The organism is Streptomyces sp. sk2.1 (assembly GCF_008120935.1).
Lineage (GTDB): Bacteria > Actinomycetota > Actinomycetes > Streptomycetales > Streptomycetaceae > Streptomyces.
Window position 1 is genome coordinate 224,136 of the sequence record NZ_RDBO01000071.1, and the last position, 20,124, is coordinate 244,259.

At 71.5% G+C, this 20,124-nt stretch carries 19 protein-coding genes and 1 pseudogene; 7 read left to right on the plus strand and 13 right to left on the minus strand.

The window, feature by feature from the left end; all coding sequences use genetic code 11:
- A pseudogene (locus tag EAO76_RS46650) lies at positions 1 to 125 on the plus strand (membrane dipeptidase); the annotation flags it as partial.
- A 33-nt stretch (positions 126 to 158) separates the two neighbouring features.
- The gene (locus EAO76_RS25805; RefSeq protein WP_148838295.1) at positions 159 to 1,031 is read left to right on the plus strand and encodes a hypothetical protein; all 873 of its coding nucleotides are present in this window, start codon (positions 159 to 161) and stop codon (positions 1,029 to 1,031) included.
- A gap of 87 nt (positions 1,032 to 1,118) precedes the next feature.
- Here the strand turns inward: EAO76_RS25805 and EAO76_RS25810 are convergent, their stop codons facing one another.
- Positions 1,119 to 2,276, minus strand: coding sequence for an acyl-CoA dehydrogenase (locus EAO76_RS25810; RefSeq protein WP_148838296.1), 1,158 nt, complete (start codon positions 2,274 to 2,276; stop codon positions 1,119 to 1,121).
- Positions 2,277 to 2,475: 199 nt separating this feature from the next.
- Between EAO76_RS25810 and EAO76_RS25815 the strand changes: the two genes are divergently transcribed.
- Entirely contained in the window at positions 2,476 to 3,819 is a 1,344-nt protein-coding gene (locus tag EAO76_RS25815) for a UDP-glucose/GDP-mannose dehydrogenase family protein (protein WP_148838373.1), read from the plus strand.
- Positions 3,820 to 3,904: 85 nt separating this feature from the next.
- Here the strand turns inward: EAO76_RS25815 and EAO76_RS25820 are convergent, their stop codons facing one another.
- Complete coding sequence (locus EAO76_RS25820; protein ID WP_148838297.1) at positions 3,905 to 4,417, minus strand: CGNR zinc finger domain-containing protein; 513 nt, start codon at positions 4,415 to 4,417, stop codon at positions 3,905 to 3,907.
- Positions 4,418 to 4,512: 95 nt separating this feature from the next.
- Here EAO76_RS25820 and EAO76_RS25825 point away from each other — a divergent pair, with 95 nt between their 5' ends.
- Complete coding sequence (locus EAO76_RS25825) at positions 4,513 to 4,875, plus strand: VOC family protein (protein ID WP_148838298.1); 363 nt, start codon at positions 4,513 to 4,515, stop codon at positions 4,873 to 4,875.
- A gap of 79 nt (positions 4,876 to 4,954) precedes the next feature.
- Here the strand turns inward: EAO76_RS25825 and EAO76_RS25830 are convergent, their stop codons facing one another.
- Genes EAO76_RS25830 through EAO76_RS25840 form a run of 3 tightly spaced genes read right to left on the minus strand, consistent with a single transcriptional unit; the run spans position 4,955 to position 7,829 of the window.
- A complete protein-coding gene (locus EAO76_RS25830) occupies positions 4,955 to 6,148 on the minus strand; it encodes a dipeptidase (protein ID WP_148838299.1) in 1,194 nt (397 codons plus the stop codon).
- 5 nt (positions 6,149 to 6,153) lie between these two features.
- On the minus strand, positions 6,154 to 6,693 hold the full coding sequence (gene purE, locus EAO76_RS25835; RefSeq protein ID WP_148838300.1) for a 5-(carboxyamino)imidazole ribonucleotide mutase: 540 nt from the start codon (positions 6,691 to 6,693) through the stop codon (positions 6,154 to 6,156).
- Complete coding sequence (locus EAO76_RS25840; protein ID WP_148838301.1) at positions 6,690 to 7,829, minus strand: 5-(carboxyamino)imidazole ribonucleotide synthase; 1,140 nt, start codon at positions 7,827 to 7,829, stop codon at positions 6,690 to 6,692. Before EAO76_RS25840 ends, purE begins: the two co-directional genes overlap by 4 nt.
- A 177-nt stretch (positions 7,830 to 8,006) precedes the next feature.
- Between EAO76_RS25840 and EAO76_RS25845 the strand changes: the two genes are divergently transcribed.
- Positions 8,007 to 8,645, plus strand: a complete 639-nt coding sequence (locus EAO76_RS25845) for a GtrA family protein (protein WP_262375742.1) — start codon at positions 8,007 to 8,009, stop codon at positions 8,643 to 8,645.
- Positions 8,646 to 8,669: 24 nt separating this feature from the next.
- Here the strand turns inward: EAO76_RS25845 and EAO76_RS25850 are convergent, their stop codons facing one another.
- Positions 8,670 to 9,935 (minus strand): ATP-binding protein, encoded by a 1,266-nt coding sequence (locus EAO76_RS25850; protein WP_148838302.1) that lies wholly within the window; start codon positions 9,933 to 9,935, stop codon positions 8,670 to 8,672.
- Between the two features lie 144 nt (positions 9,936 to 10,079).
- Positions 10,080 to 10,757, minus strand: coding sequence for a response regulator transcription factor (locus EAO76_RS25855; RefSeq protein ID WP_148838303.1), 678 nt, complete (start codon positions 10,755 to 10,757; stop codon positions 10,080 to 10,082).
- 493 nt (positions 10,758 to 11,250) lie between these two features.
- On the opposite strand from EAO76_RS25855, the gene EAO76_RS25860 reads away from it, so the two are divergent.
- Complete coding sequence (locus EAO76_RS25860) at positions 11,251 to 12,741, plus strand: oligopeptide:H+ symporter (RefSeq protein ID WP_148838304.1); 1,491 nt, start codon at positions 11,251 to 11,253, stop codon at positions 12,739 to 12,741.
- 156 nt (positions 12,742 to 12,897) lie between these two features.
- Here the strand turns inward: EAO76_RS25860 and EAO76_RS25865 are convergent, their stop codons facing one another.
- From EAO76_RS25865 to EAO76_RS25890, 6 genes are all read right to left on the minus strand, one after another.
- Positions 12,898 to 14,280: a hypothetical protein gene (locus EAO76_RS25865; RefSeq protein WP_187438802.1), complete on the minus strand. Its 1,383-nt coding sequence runs from the start codon at positions 14,278 to 14,280 to the stop codon at positions 12,898 to 12,900.
- 38 nt (positions 14,281 to 14,318) lie between these two features.
- A complete protein-coding gene (locus EAO76_RS25870) occupies positions 14,319 to 15,491 on the minus strand; it encodes a hypothetical protein (protein ID WP_148838305.1) in 1,173 nt (390 codons plus the stop codon).
- Positions 15,488 to 16,570, minus strand: coding sequence for a hypothetical protein (locus EAO76_RS25875; protein WP_187438798.1), 1,083 nt, complete (start codon positions 16,568 to 16,570; stop codon positions 15,488 to 15,490). Before EAO76_RS25875 ends, EAO76_RS25870 begins: the two co-directional genes overlap by 4 nt.
- A 35-nt stretch (positions 16,571 to 16,605) precedes the next feature.
- Positions 16,606 to 17,301, minus strand: coding sequence for a peptidase (locus tag EAO76_RS25880; RefSeq protein WP_262375744.1), 696 nt, complete (start codon positions 17,299 to 17,301; stop codon positions 16,606 to 16,608).
- Positions 17,302 to 17,506: 205 nt separating this feature from the next.
- Complete coding sequence (locus EAO76_RS25885; protein WP_148838306.1) at positions 17,507 to 18,031, minus strand: ATP-binding protein; 525 nt, start codon at positions 18,029 to 18,031, stop codon at positions 17,507 to 17,509.
- Between the two features lie 225 nt (positions 18,032 to 18,256).
- Positions 18,257 to 18,625, minus strand: coding sequence for an STAS domain-containing protein (locus EAO76_RS25890; protein ID WP_148838307.1), 369 nt, complete (start codon positions 18,623 to 18,625; stop codon positions 18,257 to 18,259).
- Between the two features lie 284 nt (positions 18,626 to 18,909).
- On the opposite strand from EAO76_RS25890, the gene EAO76_RS25895 reads away from it, so the two are divergent.
- Positions 18,910 to 19,953 carry an RNA polymerase sigma factor SigF gene (locus EAO76_RS25895; protein ID WP_148838375.1) on the plus strand — a complete coding sequence of 348 codons (1,044 nt, stop codon included), beginning with the start codon at positions 18,910 to 18,912 and terminating at the stop codon, positions 19,951 to 19,953.
- Positions 19,954 to 20,124: the final 171 nt, after the last annotated feature.

The window sequence follows — 20,124 nt, forward strand, 5'->3', positions numbered from 1 at the left end:
CCAAGCTCACCTGGCGCAACGCGGTACGGGTGCTGCGCGACGCCGAGGACGTGGCGCGCGAGCTGCGCACCCGCCGCGGCCCGTCGCACGCCACGATCGAGCAGCTGGACGGCCCGGCCGCCTGACCGGAACATCACCCACGACCCGAACGGACCTGCATGGTCAGCTCGCCCCACGAGGCAATGCACCGCATCTTCCAGGAGTACCCCGGCCTCTTCTCCCGCGTCTCCGAAGTGCTCGGAGTCGACATCCCGCCCCCGACCTCGGCCGTCGCCCTGCCCACCGACCTCACCGAGGCCCGCCCCGTCGAACGCCGGGTGGACACCCTCCTGCGCATCGAGACGGAGCACGAGGGGTCCTTCCTCCTCGCCATCGAGGCCCAGGGCAAGAAGGACCCGCGCAAGACCGCCGGCTGGCCGTACTACGTCAGCTACCTCCACAACAGATATGCCCTGCCCGTCCTGCTGCTGGTCGTCTGCCAGGACCACGCCACCGCCGAATGGGCCGCGCGCCCCGTCTCCATCGGGGTCCGCCGATGGCAGACACTCACTCTGAGCCCCCTCGTCGCCGGGCCGCACAACATGCCCGTCATCACCGACGTGGCCGAAGCCCGCAAGGACCTCGCGCTCGCCACCCTGGCCGCCATCACACACGCCGACAATCCGGACGTCGGTGCCATACTGAAAACCCTGTCCGCCGCACTGCGGGACGCACCGGAAACCATCGCCAACCCCATCGTCGAACTCACCGCACAGGGCCTGGGCAACCGCTCGGCCGCACAACAGTGGAGAAACCTGGTGGCCGTGGACCTCTCTTTCTACAAGTCCTTCATGTCGGAAGAAATCCGGGACGAAGGCCGGGCAAAGGGCCTGGCAGAAAGCGTTCTACTGGTTCTCCAGGCACGCGGCATCGCCGTCACCGACGAACTCCGCGAGAGGATCGGCAGCTGCGGCGATTCCCGGCTCCTCCTCCAGTGGCTCAACCGCGCCGCCACAGCCACCACCGCCGAGGAAGTCTTCACCGACGAGTGACCCACTCGGTCCTTTGACCTCATACACGCATCCGGCCCCCCGATGGACCATCGCTATCGGGGGGCCGGATGTTCGGGGCAGCGGCCGTTACGGCAGGTTCCGCGCCATGACGATGCGCTGGACCTGGTTCGTGCCCTCGTAGATCTGGGTGATCTTGGCGTCGCGCATCATCCGCTCCACCGGGTAGTCCCGCGTGTAGCCGTAGCCGCCGAGGAGCTGGACCGCGTCCGTGGTGATCTCCATCGCGACGTCGGAGGCGAAGCACTTGGCCGCGGCGCCGAAGAAGGTGAGGTCGCCGTCGACGCGCTCGGACTTGGCGGCGGCCGAGTAGGTGAGCTGGCGGGCCGCCTCCAGCTTCATGGCCATGTCGGCGAGCATGAACTGGATGCCCTGGAAGTCGGCGATCGGCTTGCCGAACTGCTTGCGCTCCTGGACGTAGCCCTTGGCGTAGTCCAGGGCGCCCTGGGCGATGCCGAGGGCCTGGGCCGCGATGGTGATGCGGGTGTGGTCCAGGGTCTTCATCGCGGTGGCGAAGCCGGTGCCCTCCTCGCCGATCATGCGGTCGGCGGGGATGCGGACGTTGTCGAAGTAGACCTCGCGGGTCGGCGAGCCCTTGATGCCGAGCTTCTTCTCCGGGGCGCCGAAGGAGACGCCCTCGTCCGACTTCTCGACGACGAACGCCGAGATGCCCTTGGAGCGCTTGGTCGGGTCGGTGACGGCCATGACCGTGTAGTACTCGGAGACGCCCGCGTTGGTGATCCAGCGCTTCACGCCGTTGAGCACCCAGAAGTCGCCGTCGCGCACGGCGCGGGTCTTCATGCCGGCCGCGTCGGAACCCGCGTCGGGCTCGGAGAGGCAGTACGAGAACATGCCGTCGCCCTTGGCGAGCGGGCCCAGGTACTTCTTCTTCAGGTCCTCGGAGCCGGACAGGATCACCGGGAGCGAGCCGAGCTTGTTCACGGCCGGGATCAGGGAGGAGGACGCGCAGACCCGCGCCACCTCCTCGATCACGATGACCGTGGCGAGGGCGTCGGCACCCGCGCCGCCGTACTGCTCGGGCACGTGCACCGCGTGCAGGTCGGCGGCGGTCAGGGCGTCGAGCGCCTCCTGCGGGAAGCGCGCCTCCTCGTCGACCGCGGCCGCGTGCGGGGCGATCTTCGCCTCGGCGAGCGCCCGCACCGTCTCCCGGAGCATCTCGTGCTCCTCGGCCGGACGGTACAGGTCGAAATCGGTCGAACCCGCCAAGACGCTCACTCCCCAAAGACGCTAACTACCGTTAAGTAACCCAATTTTAGATCCCGGCTCCCACGATGGCCTATGCCGAGCGTGCGTGAGCTTCACGACAGGGGTGGCAGAAGCCTCGCAGCCGGTCGGAAACCGGGCCTCCAGGAGCACGACTATGCTCGTTCACCGCATGTCTGTCCGCATCTCCCAGGAGCGTTCCATGGCCCTCAGGATCACTGTGATCGGCACCGGCTACCTCGGCGCCACCCACGCCGCGGCCATGGCGGAACTGGGCTTCGAGGTACTCGGCCTCGATGTCGTGCCCGAGAAGATCGAGATGCTGGGCGCCGGCCGGGTCCCGATGTACGAGCCCGGCCTGGAGGAGCTGCTGCGCAGGCACGTCGAGGGCATCGAGGGGTCCACGGGGCGCCTGCGGTTCACCTCCTCGTGGGAAGAGGTCGCGGCCTTCGGCGACGTCCACTTCGTCTGCGTGAACACTCCGCAGAAGCACGGCGAGTACGCCTGCGACATGAGCTACGTGGACAGCGCGTTCGAGTCGCTGGCCCCGCACCTGACCCGGCCCGCGCTGGTCGTCGGGAAGTCGACCGTCCCGGTGGGCTCGGCGGCCCGGCTCTCGGCGCGGCTGACGGAGCTGGCACCGGCGGGCGCCGACGCGGAGCTGGCCTGGAACCCGGAGTTCCTGCGCGAGGGCTTCGCCGTGAACGACACCCTGCACCCGGACCGGATCGTCGTCGGCGTGGCGAGCGAGCGGGCCGAGAAGCTGCTGCGCGAGGTGTACGCGACGCCGATCGCCGAGGGGTCGCCGTTCGTGGTGACGGACTTCCCGACCGCCGAGCTGGTGAAGACCGCGGCCAATTCGTTCCTGGCCACGAAGATCTCGTTCATCAACGCCATGGCCGAGGTCTGCGAGGCCTCCGACGGCGACGTGATGAAGCTGGCCGAGGCGATCGGGCACGACGAGCGGATCGGGTCGAAGTTCCTGCGGGCCGGGATCGGGTTCGGCGGCGGCTGTCTGCCGAAGGACATCCGGGCCTTCATGGCGCGCGCCGGTGAGCTGGGCGCGGACCAGGCGCTGACCTTCCTCCGCGAGGTCGACTCGATCAACATGCGGCGCCGCGGCCACATGGTGGAGCTGGCCCGGGAGGCCGTGGGCGGCGACTCCTTCCTGGGCAAGCGGGTGGCGGTGCTGGGCGCGACGTTCAAGCCGGACTCGGACGACGTACGGGACTCGCCCGCGCTGAACGTGGCCGGGCAGATCCACCTCCAGGGCGGTCAGGTCACGGTCTTCGACCCGAAGGGCATGGACAACGCCCGGCGGCTCTTCCCGACCCTCGGCTACGCGGAGTCGGCGCTGGAGGCGGTGCGCGGCGCGGACGTGGTGCTGCACCTGACGGAGTGGCGCGAGTTCCGCGAGCTGGACCCGGCGGAGCTCGGCGCGGTCGCGTCCCGGCGGATCGTCCTGGACGGCCGCAACGCGCTCGACGGCGAGCTGTGGCGCGGGGCCGGCTGGACGTACCGGGCCATGGGGCGCCCGAAGGCCTGATCCATCCGGCCCGATCCATCCAGCCCGATCCATCCGGCCCGATCCATCCGGCCCGATCCATCCAGCCCGATCCGAACGAAAGGCCCTAGCCGTCGCGCCTGGCGCGGTAGGTGCGCATCTTGGCGCGGGCGCCGCACACCGACATGGAGCACCAGCGGCGGCGTCCCGCCGGGCTGCGGTCGTAGTACGCCCACCGGCAGTCCTCCGCCTCGCACGCCTTGAGCCGGGCCCAGGTGCCGTCGGCCGCCGCGGTGGCGATGGCCGCCGCGATCCGCGCGGTCAGCCCGGCGGGTTCGGCGGCGGGGCGCAGGGTCGCGGCGCCCGCCGCGTCCACGGTGACGCGCAGGGGTGCCCCGGCGAGCAGCCGGTCCAGCAGCGGCGCGGCGGCGTCCGGCGGACGGTGGCCGGCGTGGGCGAGGCAGACGGTGCGCAGCGCCTCGCGCAGTTCCCGGGCGTCCCCGACGTCCTGCTCGGCGATGCCGAACGCGGCGCGCCCGTCCTCCGTGTCGAGGCGGTCCGCGCCGGTCTCGATGTCCAGTGTGTTGACCAGCGCCTCGATCAGCGCGAGTCCACCGGGCGCGGATTCCTTCTCACTCATGGTTGCGACGTTACCCGTCATGCGGCAGCATGCAGTAACGGTTACCGGTTGAACCCATGTAGCGGTAACCACGTCGTTCTGAGGAGGAACACGTCATGGCTCTGGCCACACTGGGTGCCGTCGTCCTGGACTGCCCCGACCCCGCCGCACTCGCCGGTTTCTACGCCGGGCTGCTCGGCGGGGAGATCGAGCGCGGCGGTGACGACTGGGTGCAGCTGACCGGGGTCGGGGGCACGGTCGTCGCGTTCCAGGCCGCGCCCGGTCACGTACCGCCGAAGTGGCCGGCCCCGGACGGCTCGCAGCAGCTCCATCTGGACCTGGTCGTGCCGGACCTGGACGCGGCGGAGAAGGAGGTGCTCGCGCTGGGCGCCACCGTGCTGGACGCGGCGGACCGGGAGCGGAGCTTCCGGGTGTACGCGGACCCGGCCGGGCACCCGTTCTGTCTGTGCCTGAGCTGAGGCCCCGGGCCCGGCCGGAAAACACGTGTGGGGTGCCCCTCCGGGAGGGGCACCCCACACGTCCGTCGTGACCGGCCGGTCAGGCGGCCGGGCCGTCCAGCTGCTCGATCGTGGCGTGCGACGGGCCGCGGCGGGTGCGCAGCTCGCGCGCCACGTCCTCGGCGTCGCGCAGCACCCGTACCGCGTTGCGCCAGGTGAGCTTGGCGAGGTCGGCGGCGGACCAGCCGCGGCCGAGGAGCTCCGCGATCAGGTTCGGGTAGCCGGAGACGTCCTGGAGGCCGTCCGGGAGGAAGGCCGTGCCGTCGTAGTCGCCGCCGATGCCGATGTGGTCGATGCCGGCGACCTCGCGCATGTGGTCGAGGTGGTCGGCGATCGTCGCCACGGTGGCGACCGGGCGCGGGTGGGCCGCCTCGAAGTCGGCGTGGATCCGCATGGCCCGCTCGGTGGTGTCCAGGTGGTGCAGGCCGTGGGCGCGCATGTTCTCGTCCGCGGCCAGGGTCCAGGCGACGGCCTCCGGGAGGACGAACTTCGGCACGAAGGTCACCATGGCGATGCCGCCGTTGGCGGGGAGCCGGCCGAGGACGTCGTCGGGGACGTTGCGCGGGTGGTCGCAGATCGCGCGCGCGGAGGAGTGCGAGAAGATCACCGGCGCGGTGGAGGTGTCCAGCGCGTCGCGCATCGTGGTGGCCGCCACGTGGGAGAGGTCGACCAGCATGCCGGTGCGGTTCATCTCCCGTACGACCTCGTGGCCGAAGGGCGAGAGGCCGCCGACGCCCGGTTCGTCGGTCGCCGAGTCCGCCCACGCGATGTTGTCGTTGTGGGTGAGCGTCATGTAGCGGACGCCCAGCGCGTGCAGGGCGCGCAGGGTGCCCAGCGAGTTGTCGATGGAGTGGCCGCCCTCGGCGCCCATCAGGGAGGCGATGCGGCCCTCGGCGCGGGCCGCCTCCATGTCGTCGGCGGTGAGTGCGCGCCGCAGGTCGGCGGGGTACCGGTCGAGGAGCTCGGTGACGACGTCGATCTGCTCCAGGGTGGCGCTGACCGCTTCGTCGCCCGCCATGTCGGACTGGACGTAGACGGACCAGAACTGCGCGCCGACCCCGCCCGCGCGCAGCCGGGGTATGTCGGTGTGCAGGTGGGCCGACTGGTCGCCGGCTATGTCGCGGGCGTCGAGGTCGTAGTGGACCTGTTCGCGCAGCGCCCACGGCAGGTCGTTGTGCCCGTCGACGACCGGGTACTCGGCGAGGAGTTCCCTCGCCCGCTCCAAGCGCTCCACGGCCCCTACTTCCCGAAGCCGAAGGAGTCGGAGCCCTGGACCTTGCTGCGGAGCCGCTTGCCCTTCTCCGTCGCCTGGTGGTTCAGCTCCTGCTGGAACTCCCGCATCCGGGCCAGCAGATCGCCGTCGTGGGCGGCGAGGATGCGGGCGGCGAGCAGGCCCGCGTTGCGCGCGCCGCCGACCGAGACGGTCGCGACCGGCACCCCGGCGGGCATCTGCACGATGGAGAGCAGGCTGTCCATGCCGTCCAGGTACTTCAGCGGGACCGGCACGCCGATGACCGGCAGCGGGGTCACGGAGGCGAGCATGCCGGGGAGGTGGGCGGCACCGCCCGCGCCCGCGACGATCGCCTTCAGGCCGCGCTCCGCCGCCTGCTCGCCGTACGCGATCATCTCGTGCGGCATGCGGTGGGCGGAGACGACGTCGACCTCGTAGGGGATCTCGAACTCGTCGAGGGCCTTGGCCGCGGCTTCCATGACGGGCCAGTCGGAGTCCGAGCCCATGACGATGCCGACGAGGGGCGCGGCGGTGGCGGGGGAGGTCATTCGGTGATCGTTCCTCGCAGGTAGTCGGCCGCGTGCCGGGCGCGCTCCCGCACGTCCGCCAGGTCGTCGCCGTAGGTGTTGACGTGTCCGACCTTGCGGCCGGGCTTCACGTCCTTGCCGTACATGTGGATCTTGAGCTGCGGGTCGCGGGCCATGCAGTGCAGGTACGCCTGGTACATGTCCGGGTAGTCGCCGCCGAGGACGTTGGACATGACCGTCCAGGTGGCGCGCGGGCGGGGGTCGCCGAGCGGCAGGTCGAGCACGGCCCGGACGTGGTTGGCGAACTGGGAGGTGATCGCGCCGTCCTGGGTCCAGTGCCCGGAGTTGTGCGGGCGCATCGCGAGTTCGTTGACCAGGATGCGGCCGTCCTGCGTCTCGAAGAGCTCGACGGCGAGGTGGCCGACGACGCCCAGTTCGGAGGCGATGCGCAGGGCGAGCTGCTGGGCCTCGCCGGCGAGCCGCTCGTCCAGATCGGGGGCGGGGGCGATGACCGTGTCGCAGACGCCGTCGACCTGGATCGACTCGACGACCGGGTAGGCGACGGCCTGGCCGTGCGGTGAGCGGACGATGTTGGCCGCCAGCTCCCGTACGAAGTCGACCTTCTCCTCGGCGAGGACCGCGACACCGGCCCGGAAGGGGTCGGCCGCGTCCGCCTCGGAGCGGACCACCCAGACGCCCTTGCCGTCGTAGCCGCCGCGGACCGTCTTGAGGACGACGGGGAAGCCGCCGGTCTCCTCGGCGAAGGCGGCCACGTCGGCCGGGTCCGCCACGATGCGGTGGCGGGGGCAGGGCGCGCCGATCTCGGTGAGCTTCGTGCGCATCACCCCCTTGTCCTGGGCGTGCACCAGCGCGTCGGGCCCCGGGCGCACGGGGATGCCGTCCGCCTCCAGGGCCCGCAGGTGCTCGGTCGGTACGTGCTCGTGATCGAAGGTGATCACGTCGCAGCCGTGCGCGAAGGCGCGCAGCGTGTCCAGGTCGCGATAGTCGCCGACGACGACTTCGCTCACCACCTGGGCCGCCGAGTCCTGGGGGGTGTCACTGAGGAGCTTGAACTTGATGCCGAGGGGGATGCCCGCCTCGTGGGTCATACGGGCGAGCTGACCGCCACCGACCATGCCGACTACCGGAAACGTCACTTCTCCAGGGTATCCGCCGTCCCGGGAACCCTCCGACGACGCCCTCCGCTCCGGTCCGCCCGCCGCCCGGCCACGTCACAGCATCGCCACACCGGACACCGCATCCGGAGCGGGGCGCGGACGGGCTGGTTAGCATGACCGGGTTGACGTAACCGACGGACGGGCTGAGCGATCACCATGAGCGAACGGGGCGCACTGCGGGCCCGGCTGGAGCTGCTGGCCCGGGAGATCGCCAAGTTCGGCGTGGTCGGCGGGGTCGGCCTGGTGGTCAACATCGGGGCGTCCAACCTGCTCTGGCGGTACACGGACATCCCGACGGTCCGGGCCGGTCTGCTGGCGACCCTGATCGCCGTCTTCGGCAACTACCTCGGCTTCCGCTACTGGACGTACCGGGACCGCGACAAGAGCGGGCGCACCCGGGAGCTGACGCTGTTCCTGCTGTTCAGCGCGGTGGGTGCGGTGATCGAGTCCGGTGTGCTGTACGCGGCGACGTACGGCTTCGGCTGGAACAGCCCGGTCCAGAGCAATGTCTTCAAGATCATCGGGATCGGCATCGCGACGATGTTCCGCTTCTGGTCCTACCGGACGTGGGTCTTCAAGGCGCTGCCCGAGGCGAGGCCCCGGCCCGAAGGGACGCCCCCGACCGGTGCCGCCGTTTCCGGGACCGTTGCCGGTGCCGGCGCCGGCTCCGCGGCGGACTCCCCGTCCGACGGGGAGTCCGCGCCGGACGGGCCCGTGCGGGTCCCCGAGGGGTTCCTGGAGCAGCGCCGCGCGGAGCGGCTGCCGCGGGTCGAGGCGGATCCGGTACGCCGGTAGCCGGTACTCCCCCGGCTGCCGCGGTCACCGCACCGGGCGTTCCGGTTCCTCCCGCTTGCGGGCCACCCGGCTGAGGAACAGGGCGAAGACCGGCGGCTGCTGCTGGAGCAGTTCGAGACGGCCGCCGTCCGCCTCCGCGAGGTCCCGGGCGACGGCGAGGCCGATACCGGTGGAGTTGCGGCCGCTGATCGTCCGCTCGAAGATCCGGGCGCCGAGACCGGCGGGAACGCCGGGGCCCTCGTCCGTGACCTCGATGACCGCCTGATTGCCGGTGACCCGGGTGCGCAGCGCGACCGTGCCGCCGCCGTGCATCAGCGAGTTCTCGATCAGCGCGGCCAGCACCTGGGCGACCGCGCCCGGGGTGCCGACGGCCTGCAGCCCCTGTTTCCCGGAGCAGACGATGGCGCGGCCCGCGCTCCGGTAGGCCGGACGCCACTCCTCGATCTGCTGCTTGACCACCTCGTCGAGGTCGAAGACGACGGCGGAGCCGGTGCGCGGGTCGCGGGCGTTGGTCAGCAGCCGCTCCACCACGTCGGTGAGCCGCTCGACCTGGGTGAGCGCGATGTTCGCCTCCTCCTTCACCGTGTCCGGGTCGTCGGTGACGGAGATCTCCTCGATCCGCATGGAGAGCGCGGTCAGCGGGGTGCGGAGCTGGTGCGAGGCGTCGGCGGCCAGCCGGCGTTCCGCGGTCAGCATCCGGGCGATCCGTTCGGCGGAGGCGTCCAGGACGTCGGCGACCCGGTCCAGCTCCGGCACCCCGTACCGCTTGTGGCGGGGCCTCGGGTCGCCCGAGCCCAGACGCTCGGCGGTCTCGGCGAGGTCGGTCAGCGGCAGGGTCAGCTTGTTGGCCTGGCGCACCGCCAGGAGCACGGCGGAGATGATGGCCAGCAGGGCCACCGCGCCGATGATCATCAGGGTGCGGCCGACCTCACGGGTGACCGCGGAGCTGGACTCCTCGACGGTGACCCGCTCGCCGCGCTCCCCCTCGGCCGTGCCTCGGATCACACGGCCGGTGGGGCGCTCGCCGACCTCGATCGCGGGCCGGCCGGGCACCTTGATCAACGCGTAGCGCTTGCTGTCGATCTGCTGGGAGAGCAGGCCGGGGGTGAGCCGCTCGTCCTCCACGAGCCGGCTCTCGACGACGCTGATGAGCCGCAGCGCCTCGGAGTCGACGCTCTCCTGGGCGCTGTTGCTGATGGTGCGGGTCTCGACGATGACGAGGGAGACGCCGAAGACGGCGATCACCACGAGCACCACGGCGAGCGTGGAGTTGATCAGTCTGCGGCGCATGGTTGCTTCTGCTCGTCGGTTCTTCCCCGGGTTCCGGTGCTCCGGTGCTCCGGTGCTCCGGTGTTCCCGGGACGTCAGTTCCTGCCGGTCGGCTTTCCCCGGTCGACTCTTCCCGACCGGTTCCTGCCGATCAGTCTCTCCCGGTCAGCTCTTCTCGAAGCGGAAGCCGACGCCCCGTACGGTCGCGATGTACCGCGGGTTGGCGGCGTCGTCGCCGAGCTTCTTGCGGAGCCAGGAGATGTGCATGTCGAGGGTCTTGGTCGACGACCACCAGGTGGTGTCCCAGACCTCGCGCATCAGCTGGTCGCGGGTGACGACCCGGCCGGCGTCGCGCACCAGGACCCGGAGCAGGTCGAACTCCTTCGCGGTGAGCTGGAGTTCCTCGTCGCCCATCCAGGCCCGGTGCGACTCGACGTCGATCCGGACGCCGTGCGTCGCGGGCTGCGGGGCGGGCTCGGTGGCACCGCGGCGCAGCAGGGCCCGGACCCGGGCCAGGAGCTCGGCCAGCCGGAAGGGCTTGGTGACGTAGTCGTCGGCGCCCGCGTCCAGGCCGACGACGGTGTCCACCTCGTCGGCACGGGCGGTCAGCACCAGGATCGGGACGGTGTGGCCCTCGGCGCGGAGTCTGCGGGCCACTTCGAGCCCGTCCATCCCGGGCAGGCCCAGGTCGAGCACCACCAGGTCGATCGATCCCTGGAGGCCGGCGTCGAGCGCGGTCGGACCGTCCTCGCGGACCTCGACCTCGTAACCCTCCCGACGCAGTGCGCGGGCCAGCGGCTCCGAGATGGACGCGTCGTCCTCGGCGAGCAGTACACGGGTCATGCAGTGATGGTAGTCCGCGCGGGGCGGGTGCCGGGAGGTGATCCAAAAGCCCTGCGGGTCTGCGAAACAAGGGGAGGGAAACCTTCGAATGCATGGACATGACTCCACCCTGACCTGTGATCCATCTCTCAAGTCCGTTCATTTCGGGCTCTGTCATGTCGTATGGTTGCTCGACGCCTGTTGCACCACTCAAGGACCCTTGGGCAGCTTTTAGCGCCGAGGGTCTCTTTTGTTTTGCCGGCTGGTACCCGCCAGTCGTGAATGTCAGTGAATGACCTGCGGCCGGGCCCGGAGCGCGAGGATGCGTACCGGGCGTGGATCCCTGCACGGTCGGTCCCCGTCGCTCCGCCGGCTCCTCGACGAGCACGGCGGTCGGGACGGAATCTCCTCCGGGGCGTCGGGGAGCGGGACGTGTCCGTGCCGGTGCCGGCCTCCCCCCACCGGGCGCACCACGCTCACAAGGCGTCGCGTCCCGAGCACACAAGGATCGACCATGGCGTCCAGCCTGACGAAGGACCCGGCCAGTACTTCTGGATCCGAGAAGGCCTTCTTCGGCCACCCCCGCGGCCTGGCCACTCTCTTCATGACCGAGATGTGGGAGCGCTTCAGCTTCTACGGCATGCGGGCCCTGCTTCCGCTCTACCTGGTGTCCGGCTCCGGCCTGGACATGAACGCGGCCACGGCCACCTCGATCTACTCCATCTACCTGGCGATGGTGTACCTGCTCGCCATGCCCGGCGGCTGGTTCGGCGACCGGGTGTGGGGGCCGCGCAAGACGGTCACCGTCTCGGCCTCGGTCATCATGCTGGGCCACCTGACGCTCGCGCTGCCCGGTTCCGGCACCTTCTTCGCCGGTCTGGCGCTCGTCGCGCTCGGCTCGGGTCTGCTGAAGGCCAACATCTCGACGATGGTCGGCCACCTCTACGACGGCCCGGAGGACCCGCGCCGCGACGGTGGCTTCACCGTCTTCTACATGGGCATCAACCTCGGTGCCTTCGCCGCGCCGCTGATCATCGGCACCGTCGGCGAGAAGGTGAACTGGCACCTCGGCTTCGCCCTCGCGGCGGTCGGCATGGCGCTGGGCCTGGCCCAGTTCCTCATCGGCACCCGCCACCTCAGCGCGCGCAGCAGCGTCGTCCCGAAGCCGCTGTCGGCCGAGGAGCGCCGCTCCACCCTGCGCAAGGGCCTGATCTGGCTGATCGTCGCCGTCGTCTTCTACGGCGTGCTCGTCGCCACCGACGTCTACACGCTGAACTGGGCGCTCGTCCCGATCACCGTCGCCGGTCTGATCATCCCGATCGCGGTGCTGACCCGGATCAAGCGGGACCGCGACCTGTCGAAGACCGAGCAGTCGAAGATGTCCGGCTACATCTGGTTCTTCGTCGCCGCCGCCGTGTTCTGGATGATCTACGACCAGGGCGGCTCCACGCTGTCGCTCTTCGGTGAGTCCTCCACCACCAACAGCGTGCTGGGCCTGGACTTCCCGACCTCCTGGTACCAGACGATCAACCCGGTCTTCATCATGGCGCTGGCCCCGGTCGTCGCCTGGATCTGGCTGGCGCTGAACCGGCGCGGCAAGGAGCCGAGCACGGTCGTCAAGTTCGGCTCGGGCCTCTTCCTGGTCGGCATCTCCTTCTTCGTCTTCATCATGCCGCTGACCATCGCGTCGGACGGCGACAAGGTCAGCCCGATGTGGCTGGTGTCGATCTACTTCCTGCAGACCGTCGGTGAGCTCTGCCTCTCCCCGGTCGGCCTGTCGGTCACCACGAAGATGGCCCCGGCGAAGTACGGCAGCCAGATGATGGGTGTCTGGTTCCTCGCGGTCACCGCGGGCGACTGCACCACCAGCCTGCTGTCGCTGGCGGGGGTCGACCTGAACAAGACGGGGATCGTGACCCTGGAGGCCACGCTCGCGGTCCTCGCGGCGTTCGCGATCTGGATGTACCGCAAGAAGGTCACCCAGCTCATGGGTGACGTGCGCTGACGCGCCGATCCCGCGTCGCACGCCCGTGCCCGCGCCGTCCGGATGCTCCGGAGGGCGCGGGCACGGTGCGTTCCGGGGCCGCCGCGCCGCCGGTGCGGCGGCCCCGGGTGTTCCCGTCCGCGTACGTACGGACACGGGCACGGGTACGGGTACGGCTCAGGCGGTGCCGCGGAGCCTGCGCCAGGGGGTGAAGGTGAACACGGCGCCGCCGAGCAGGATCGCCGTGCCCGCGACCAGGCCGAGGGCACGCAGGGTGCCGTGGTCCCCGGCCCCGGTGTCGGCCAGTCCGCCGCCGGAGGCCGCGGAGCCGGACGCGGAGCCGGTGGCCCCGGCCGAACCCGAGGTGGCGGAGCCGGACGCGCCGCCCTCCTGGGCGGTGGTGTCGAGTTCCAGCGACGGACTCACCGTGCCCTTGATCTTGCAGGGGATGCTGATCTTCGAGGCGCCCAGGGTGACGTCGATCGTCAGGGTGCCGGGGCTGAGCGTGGACTTGCCGGACGCGCCCGGCTTGTAGGTGCCGGTCATGTCGGACAGGTCGACCGGCTTGCCCTGCTCCAGCGGTTCGGTGTTGGCGGGGCCGGTGACCTTCACCGAGCCCTTGTCGGCACCGCCCAGGGTGACGTCCATGGAGGGCTTGAGCGCACCGGCCGGCAGGGCGGCCGGGCTGTCCATCACGCCCTTGGCCGTCTTGACCGTGAGCGCGTAGCTGCCACCGCTCTTCTTGGCGTTGATCGTCACCTTGGAGGCGATATCGGCCGGGCCGGGGGACGTACAGGTGAAGTTGGCGGAGACCTCCTTGCCGGGGAAGTCGGTCTGCCCGTCGCCCCCGCCGGAACCGGACGTGGTGCCGGACGTGGTGCCTCCGGAGGCCGACGTGCTGCCGCCGGAGCCCGAGGTGGTGCCGGAGGTCGTACCGCCCGCGGTGGTGGAACCGGAGCTGGTGCCGCTGGTCGTGCCGGAACTCGTACCGCTCGTCGTGCCGGAGCTCGTGCCGCTGGTCGTACCGGAGCTGGTACCGCCCGTGGTCGTCGAACCGCCGTCGGTGACCTTGATGGTCGCCCCCGGCTGCACGGCCTCCTTCGGGCTGCACTTGGTGTCCGTGGAGATCGGCTTGGAGACGTTGATGTCGTACGCGTCCGGCGTCAGCGTGATCTCACCGGCCTTCTCCAGCTTCAGCGTGCCCTTCATGTCGGACAGCAGCATGTCGCTGTTCTTCGGGATCGGCGGGTTCTGCCGCGGTCCTTCCATCCGCAGGGTGCCGGTGGCCGCGCCGCCCAGCTTGATCGTGCCGGTCGGCTTGACCGTGTCCTTGCCCAGGTCGAGCATGTCGGGGTTCTTGGAAGCGGCCCGGACCGTCTTCCACACCACCTCGACGGTGTCCCCGACCTTGGCCTCGGCCGGCGCGGTCAGCTGCACCACGGTGGTGCCCTGCACGGCCGGCAGCCCGGAGATGGGCGGGGGTATGCACTCGGTGCTGTACGAGATGTCGGCGGCCTGGGCCGGGGTGGCGGCCAGCAGCAGGCCCGCCCCGCCGAGCATCATCGCGACTCCCGCCGCGACCGTCCTCCGTTGCGTACTCACGACTGTCCCTTCGTCGTCGGTCTGTTCCCTGACGGTGCGGAATCGGGGGTGAACCACGGCAGCGCGGCCGTGGTGGCGGCCGGGTCGTCGGTGGACCCGGCCGGGGGGTTCGTGGCGGTGCCCGGCGCGCGGCGCCCCGCGGTCGCGGCGGTCGGCCGCGGCCGGCGGCGGCGCCCGGCGCGGGCCGGAGCGCGTGGGGAGCGGGCCGGGGTACGGGCCGGAGCGCGCGAGGAACGGGGGCGCACCTTGTCGACGACCGCCATGCCGATCCGGAACACGGCGGCCGGCACCACCAGGCACAGCAGCACCCAGAAGAGCGTGACCCCCCAGGGGCGGCCGACCCCCCACGGCTGTTCGACCAGCACCTTGCCGCCGTACCTGAGCGAGATCTGGTAGTCGCCGTGGGCGCCCGCGGCCAGTTCGACCGGCAGCTCGATCCGGGCCTTGCGGCCGGAGGCGATGGTGCCGCGCCACGGCCGTTCCTCCCACTGCGGCGCGAAGACGCCGTGCGCGGTGCCGATCTCGAAGACCGGGTCCTCGACCGGGGCCGAGCCGAGGTTGCCCACGGTGAGGACGAGGCGCCGGGCGGGCGGGGCCCCGAACCAGGTGAGGATTCCGCTGTCGCCCTCCAGCCGCGCGGTGGCGAGCACCGCGAGCCTGCCGCCCGTGCCCTCCTTCGGCAGCGGGGCGGTCGGGTGGCCCGCGACGACGAACCCGGCGTCGGCGTCGGCCCGTTCACCGGTGACGGTGGCGACGTGCACCACGCAGGGGCAGGGCACGGGCGGTTCGGCGACCGGCAGCTTCTTGCGGAAGCCGCCTTTCGCGTCGGTGGTGACGGCCCGGCCGTCGGCGTTGGCGCAGGAGTTGGTGCCGCCGATCACGCCTCGGTCCGGGGTGGACCGGCCGCAGATCAGCATCATCAGCAACGCGTTCGGCCGCCAGCCCCGGCCCTTCACGGTGATCTCGCCGCCCTTGCCCGCCTGCCGGGCGGAGAGCGTGACCACGGGCTTCGCGTCCGCCGTCGTCGCCTTCGCGCCCGCCGCTCCGGCCCCGGTCGCGGGGAGCAGCAGGAGGGCGGGCAGAAGCACGGGCAGCAGTACGACGAGCAGCGCCGCGGTCCGTCGCCGACCGCCTCTCCGGAGTGCCGCCGGTCCGGCCTGTCCCGTCACGATTCCGCTCCCGCCTGCACCGAATGCCTCGTCCCGGAGTACTGCTGGTCCCGCTCGGACCGGTCGCCGCCCGGCAACCGTCCGCCGTCCACCGGCCGGTCCCCGCCCGCCGGGCACCCGTCGTCCACCGGGCACCCGTCGTCCACCGGGCACCCGTCGTCCACCGGCCGGCCGCGCGGGCGCCCGCGCCGGTACGCGTACGCACCGGTGGCGACGGCGGCCAGGAGGAACAGCGCGCCGCCGGTCAGCGGCGCCCACGGGACGAAGACCGCGTGGGCGGTCGCCTCGCCGTGCGCGTCGCCCGCCGCGGTGACGCGCAGCCGTACGGTCGTCGAGTCCAGCGCGGGGGTGTCCCGCCACGGCTCGGTGAGCCCGAGGCGCTGCCCGGGCAGCAGGCGCACCGGCAGGGCGCGGGCCTCGCGCCGCAGCAGCGTTCCGAACAGCCCGTCGGCCCGGACGGCGACTTGCGGGGCGAGGACCGTGTTGCCCCGGTTGACCAGCGTGTAGTGGATGGTCCGGCCGGACACGGTGACGTCCTCGACGGTGAGCGCGGCCACGGCCGGTCCGCCGATCCGCAGCCGGAGGCCCACCTCCACCGAGCGGCCGCCGCCGCGTACGGCGATCGCGCCGGAGCGGTCGCCGGGCACCGCCCCGGCCGGGACCGTGACGGTGAACGGCACATCGGCGCGGGTGCGGGCGGGCACGGTCACCTCGGTGGCGGCGGCCCGCAGCCAGGCCCCGGGGCCGGTGCCGGGCGCGCCCTCCGTGCCCGGCCGCGGCACGGTCCTCGCCCCGGGCCCGTCCGTGCCGCGCAGGCGCACGGTGATCGGGGAGCGGCCGGGGTTGGTGACGGAGAGCCGGTCCTGCAGAACGCTGCCGGGTGCCCCCTCCAGGTAGAAGTACGGTCTGCCGCCCTTCCCGCCCGAGCCGCTCCCGGCGGGCCGCGCCGTCCACGACGCGTCCTTCGCGGGCGACGGCGCCCGGGGAGCGGCGGCCGCCGCCGGGGGCACGGCGAGGGCGCACAGCAGTACGGCGAGGGCGAGTCGGACGGCGCGGCCGGTCGTCGGCGGCGGCGGCATGGGCGGCTCCCTGGTGCGTGACGGCGGCGGCTGGGTCATGGACCGCGGGCCCGGACGTACCGGGCACGGGCGTACCGGGCTCGTCGGGCCGGGTGCGGGCGTACCGGGTGCGGGCGTGCCGGGTGCGGCCGGGCCGGGTGTGTGGGGCCGGAAGGAACGCCTAGTGGCCCACCGCCCCCGCCCCCTGCCGCTGTCCCCGCCGGGTCAGCCACAGCCCCGCCCCCGGCGGCCGTCACGTCGAGCCGGAGCGAGGGGCCGGGGTTGTTGGCGGGGGTGCAGGTGGTGGTCGTGCCCAGCGCCTTGATGGTGAGCACCCCGGCGGTGAAGTCGACCTTGCCGCTCTTCTTCGGCGTGTAGGTGCCCGACAGGTCGCTGATCTTGATGGGGGTGTTGGCGGGTATCGCCGCGGAGTTCGACGGGCCGGAGACCTGGACCCGGCCCGGATCGGCGCCGCCCACCTCGATCACCGCGCTGGGGTTCATCGCGCCCTTGCCCAGTTCGACGGGGCTGGACGAGACGCCCTTCTGGAAGGACATCGTGAGCCGGTAGCCGCTGCCGCTCCTGACACTCTTGATGTCGATGGGGGACACGGCGCTCTTGTCGCCGATCGGGGTCTTGCACTTGTAGTCGACGTCCACGACCGTGGCGTGGGCGGCGGGCGCGGCCATCAGCACCACCGCGCCCGCCAGCGCGGACGCCAGCGCGAGAGCTGTTCGCTTCTGGTAGGACACCTCTGAGTTCCCCTCATGCCGGAAGTCGCCGGAAGTCGTCGGAAATCCTCGGGAGCCGCCGCACGCCGTGGGTCGGGCGCACCGACGCAAGTTACTGACGACACATCAGATCGGCGCTCAAGGTACGCCCGGCACCTTGAGGAGGGAAGACAAAGAGCGCGCCGATCCGGCGCGCTCCTGAGGGGCGGTGCGTACGGGCGGCGCCCTACGCGGGGGCGGCCAGCTCCGCCCAGACCGTCTTGCCGGGCCTGCCGGGCACCCGGAGGACGCCCCAGTCCAGGCAGAGCCGCTGCACGATGAACATGCCGTGGCCGCCGGGCCGGCCGGCCCGGTGCGGGGTGCGCGGCGCGGGCTGCCCCGCGCCCGAGTCGACGACCTCCACCCGCAGCACCTTCGCCGTGCAGGCGATGCGCATCTCCTCGGGGCCGTCCGCGTGCAGGCAGGCGTTGGTGACCAGTTCGGAGACGACCAGCAGGACGTCCTCGGCGGCGGCCCGGCCGTCGGCGCTGGACGCGGGGAGCCAGCCCCATTCGTGGAGCGCCCGGCGGGCGAAGTCGCGGGCCGTCGGCACGGTGCCGCCGACGTCGCGCAGCGACAGGGTGTGCCACTGCCACTCGGCCGGTCCGGAGGAGGAGGCGGCACCGGCGCCCGCGTCCGGGTGTGCGTCCACGCCGACGTCCTCCGGCTCGCGGCCGAGGTCGCCCGGCGGATGCTGCCGGGTGGTGCTCATCAGCGCTTCACCTCACCGATTCACCATGTCGCCATCGAAACAATGTGACAGTCGCAGTTTCAGGTACAGATACAGGTACGGGTACGGATGTGGAGCCCGCCGGTCGCCCGCGGCTCCGCCGGATGTCTTCTGCCCGGCCGAATCGTGACAACACCCGCTTCGTCCGCGCGGATCGCGTGACACGGGCAACAGACCGCGTGCCCGGGTCGCGATCGCGCGGCGCGATCACCCGTCCAGAGCGGCTTCGAGGGAGTCATGGACGGTGAAGACCGCCTCGGCCCCGGTGATCTCGAAGACCCTCGCCACCACCGGCAGCATTCCGGCCAAATGGACCCCTCCCCCGGCCGCTTCCGCCTTGAGGCGGGCACCGAGCAGCACGTTGAGCCCGGTGGAATCACAGAATTCGAGGCGCGAGCAGTCGACCACCAGGCGCGCCCGCCCCTGCTCGACCGCGTGCTCCAGGGGTTCCCGCAACAGGTCCGCCGTGTGGTGATCCAGCTCACCCACCGGTGTCACGACCTCGCTGCGTCCCTCGGTCCGGACCTCGACCTGAAGTCGTCCCCGGTTCGCGCTGCCGACCGTCCCGCGGTCCATGCCCGTCCCTCTTCGCCGTTCGTCACTGGCCGCGTCCCCGCGTGCGCAGATCCGTATGTGCTGTCTCTGACGTTCTTGAAACAGTACGCGCTCTGTGCGCCATGCGATACCCAAAGACCTCAATAAACCGGACATATAGCATCAATTGGCGCTTGTAACTGTCCGTCCGTAACGGGTAAGGGTAGAGGGACCCCAAAAAACACGGCCGGCTTCGGAGGCGCCGCTTCACCGCAGGAACACGTATGGGCATCGGCAGCCATATGCCGAGAACGATGGAGGAGACCATGTCACCCCGGCTCGACGGACCGCGTACCCCCGACGCGACGTCAGCAGGTCCTCAAGGACTGACCCCCTCAGACTCCCCTGCCGCGAACGCCGGAGACGGCCCGCGGAACAGCAGCACCTTCAGCACCGTCAGTACCACTGTCAGTACCGCTGCGAGCACCACCGGCACCGCCGGCAGCGGCCCCGGTCACCCCGATGACACCGGCAGCCGCCCCGTCGCCACCGACCACGGCGACGGCCTCGAAGGACTTCCCGAGATCCCGCCCTACGACGAGGTGGGGCCGCTGGACGCCAGGGCGCTGTCGAAGACGCTCTTCGCACGGCTCGAATCCCTCGAAGAGGGCACCCACGAGTACTCGTACGTCCGCAACACGCTCGTCGAACTGAACCTGGCCCTGGTCAAGTTCGCCGCCTCCCGGTTCCGCTCCCGCAGCGAGCCGATGGAGGACATCATCCAGGTCGGCACGATCGGTCTGATCAAGGCGATCGACCGGTTCGAACTCAGCCGGGGCGTGGAGTTCCCCACGTTCGCGATGCCGACCATCATCGGCGAGATCAAGCGCTTCTTCCGCGACACCAGTTGGTCCGTGCGCGTTCCGCGCCGACTGCAGGAGCTGCGGCTCGACCTGGCCAAGGCGGGCGACGAGCTCGCCCAGCAACTGGACCGATCGCCCACCGTGGGCGAGCTCGCCGACCGCCTCGGCATCACCGAGGACGAGGTCGTCGAGGGCATGGCGGCCAGCAACGCGTACACCGCGAGTTCGCTGGACGCCAAGCCCGAGGAGGACGAGCACGAGGGCGCGTTGGCGGACCGCATCGGCTACGAGGACCACGGGCTGGAGGGCATCGAGTACGTCGAGTCCCTGAAACCGCTGATCGCCTCGCTGCCCCGGCGCGACCGGACGATCCTCTCGCTCCGGTTCGTCGCCAACATGACGCAGTCGGAGATCGGCGAGGAACTGGGCATCTCCCAGATGCACGTGTCGCGCTTGCTCTCCCGCACCCTGGTCAAGCTCCGCAGAGGGCTGACGCTGGAGGAGTGAGCGCCACCCCTCGACGAAGGACCCGTCCCGGCAGGGGCGGGTCCTTCCGCATGTCCGACGACCCGTCACCGGGCCGTGCACGGGCGCCCGGTGGGCTCCCGGAGGCGGCGGCCCGGGCGGTCGTCGGCCGGGCCGCGAGGAGACCGGGCCGCACGGGACCTGGCCGCGAGG

What these genes read in the sequence shown, in the direction of transcription:
- EAO76_RS25845 (WP_262375742.1), top strand. Translation starts at nt 8,007, where the DNA reads ATGAGCGAACGGGGCGCACTGCGGGCCCGGCTGGAGCTGCTGGCCCGG.
- EAO76_RS25805 (WP_148838295.1), top strand. Translation starts at nt 159, where the DNA reads ATGGTCAGCTCGCCCCACGAGGCAATGCACCGCATCTTCCAGGAGTAC.
- EAO76_RS25855 (WP_148838303.1), bottom strand. Translation starts at nt 10,757, where the DNA reads ATGACCCGTGTACTGCTCGCCGAGGACGACGCGTCCATCTCGGAGCCG.
- EAO76_RS25850 (WP_148838302.1), bottom strand. Translation starts at nt 9,935, where the DNA reads ATGCGCCGCAGACTGATCAACTCCACGCTCGCCGTGGTGCTCGTGGTG.
- EAO76_RS25825 (WP_148838298.1), top strand. Translation starts at nt 4,513, where the DNA reads ATGGCTCTGGCCACACTGGGTGCCGTCGTCCTGGACTGCCCCGACCCC.
- EAO76_RS25895 (WP_148838375.1), top strand. Translation starts at nt 18,910, where the DNA reads ATGTCACCCCGGCTCGACGGACCGCGTACCCCCGACGCGACGTCAGCA.
- EAO76_RS25890 (WP_148838307.1), bottom strand. Translation starts at nt 18,625, where the DNA reads ATGGACCGCGGGACGGTCGGCAGCGCGAACCGGGGACGACTTCAGGTC.
- EAO76_RS25875 (WP_187438798.1), bottom strand. Translation starts at nt 16,570, where the DNA reads ATGCCGCCGCCGCCGACGACCGGCCGCGCCGTCCGACTCGCCCTCGCC.
- EAO76_RS25885 (WP_148838306.1), bottom strand. Translation starts at nt 18,031, where the DNA reads ATGAGCACCACCCGGCAGCATCCGCCGGGCGACCTCGGCCGCGAGCCG.
- EAO76_RS25865 (WP_187438802.1), bottom strand. Translation starts at nt 14,280, where the DNA reads ATGCTCGGCGGGGCGGGCCTGCTGCTGGCCGCCACCCCGGCCCAGGCC.
- purE (WP_148838300.1), bottom strand. Translation starts at nt 6,693, where the DNA reads ATGACCTCCCCCGCCACCGCCGCGCCCCTCGTCGGCATCGTCATGGGC.
- EAO76_RS25815 (WP_148838373.1), top strand. Translation starts at nt 2,476, where the DNA reads ATGGCCCTCAGGATCACTGTGATCGGCACCGGCTACCTCGGCGCCACC.
- EAO76_RS25820 (WP_148838297.1), bottom strand. Translation starts at nt 4,417, where the DNA reads ATGAGTGAGAAGGAATCCGCGCCCGGTGGACTCGCGCTGATCGAGGCG.
- EAO76_RS25860 (WP_148838304.1), top strand. Translation starts at nt 11,251, where the DNA reads ATGGCGTCCAGCCTGACGAAGGACCCGGCCAGTACTTCTGGATCCGAG.